This window comes from Ketobacter sp. MCCC 1A13808 (assembly GCF_009746715.1).
GTDB lineage: Bacteria > Pseudomonadota > Gammaproteobacteria > Pseudomonadales > Ketobacteraceae > Ketobacter.
Window position 1 is genome coordinate 1 of the sequence record NZ_VRKW01000056.1, and the last position, 1,830, is coordinate 1,830.

The following is a 1,830-nucleotide window of genomic DNA, read 5'->3' on the forward strand; positions in this document are numbered from 1 at the left end:
GAAATATTCTACAATCGTAAAAGAAGACACTCAGCCAACGATGGGCTTAGCCCTGTCGCATTTGAGGAAATTGCAGTATTAGCTGCTTAGTTAGAGTGTCTACTTTTTGTGGGGAACACCACTGTCGGTATTAAAAAATATTGTGCAAGCTCATAGAAAAAACAGTCTTGTGCGCCGCTTGAAAGCGGATAAAGCAGAGTGCCATTGGAAGGTCGTGCCAACCAAAAGTAAGTCATGCGCTGATGCGTGAAAGTTGGTTGCGTTCCCAGTCGGGCACGAGCTTTAGGTTGACCGCACCATCAAAATTAGGCAGTGTTGCATGGCTTTTAAAACAACACTTAGTAGCATTAAAAGGGATTTAAAGTGGGTGCCAGCAACAAAGATTATTCAGCTAACAAAACGCTCAAATACGCTCCGGCCCTGCGGGCCTCCACCGGACAGTCAAACCTGCGGTTTAACTGCCGTTTAGCTCAGCGTTAGCTGTCGGTATTAAAAAAATATTGTGCAAGCTCATAGAAAAAACAGTCTTGTGCGCCGCTTGAAAGCGGATAAAGTAGAGTGCCATTGGAAGGTCGTGCCAACCAAAAGTAAGTCATGCGCTGATGCATGAAAGTTGGTTGCGTTCCCAGTCGGGCACGAGCTTTAGGTTGACCGCACCATCAAAATTAGGCAGTGTTGCATGGCTTTTAAAACAACACTTAGTAGCATTAAAAGGGATTTAAAGTGGGTGCAATCAACAAAGATTATTCAGCTAACAAAACGCTCAAATACGTTCCGGCCCTGCGGGCCTCCACCGGACAGCCAAACCTGCGGTTTAACTGCCGTTTAGCTCAGCGTTATGTGCTCTACTAGGAATCGATATGAGTTTTAAGTCTTGGCGAAGCTATTCGAACTTTAAATATAAAGTAGACACAAAGCAGCGTTTTATCTTGGATGAGGAATCTATAGAATTTCTAAATTCTATAGTCAATACCTGTCAAGACCGTGAGCATACAATTAAAAAGGACTCTATTGTTTGGCGTGCTCAGAACGGGCACTCATGGAGACCATATTACCAGCATGACCCTGATACAGAAGAAGATATTCATGTAGATGATTTTCCCTGTCCTTTTCCTCCAAGTCGTATGAAGCCATTATGGGATAGTGCAGCAGAAGGAAGGGCTAACTCAAAGGGGATCCCGCATCTATATGTTGCTACAGATAAAGAAACCGCCATGGCAGAAGTTCGCCCTTGGTTGGGGGCGATTCTAACAGTGGCTCATTTGAAAATAACTAGAGATCTTAAAATTCTAGATTTCTCAGTAGAGCACGGCAACAACAACTTCAAATTGAAATTTATTTTCGAAGAGCCATCTTATGAGGAAATTATAAAATCCGTTTGGTCTGAAATAGATAATGCGTTTTCTAAACCCACAAAAGCTTCAGATTTAAAATCAGAGTACGCTCCAACACAAATAATATCAGAGTTCATTAGATCTAAAGGGTATGATGGCATAGCTTATAAAAGCTCTCTGGCTGAAGGTCACAACATATGCCTATTTGACCTTGATTCAGCAGAAGTTGTTAAATGTAATATATTTGAACCCACAGCAATAAAGTTCGACTTTAAACAAGTAGAAGAACATTAAGGTTGAGAACATTGTAAATGCACATAACAAGCAAAGGCAGCTTTGCCCTGCGGGCTGGACGCGCTAACGCGCGCCGCTGCTTTGGGCGTTATAACTTTGCGAGCTGAAATATTTTTAAAACCAAGTTGTCCTACATTTACTCTAGCGCAGGCGGGGTGGGCGTTGCTACCGCTTGTTCGGTTAGAATTTTAAGTAGTTTAAA

The 1,830-nt window shown here is 42.5% G+C and carries 1 protein-coding gene; it reads left to right on the top strand.

The features are described from left to right. Positions 1-860 precede the first annotated feature (860 nt). The gene (locus tag FT643_RS22980; RefSeq protein WP_156873732.1) at positions 861-1,628 is read left to right on the top strand and encodes an RES family NAD+ phosphorylase; all 768 of its coding nucleotides are present in this window, start codon (positions 861-863) and stop codon (positions 1,626-1,628) included. The last annotated feature ends 202 nt before the right edge of the window (positions 1,629-1,830 follow it).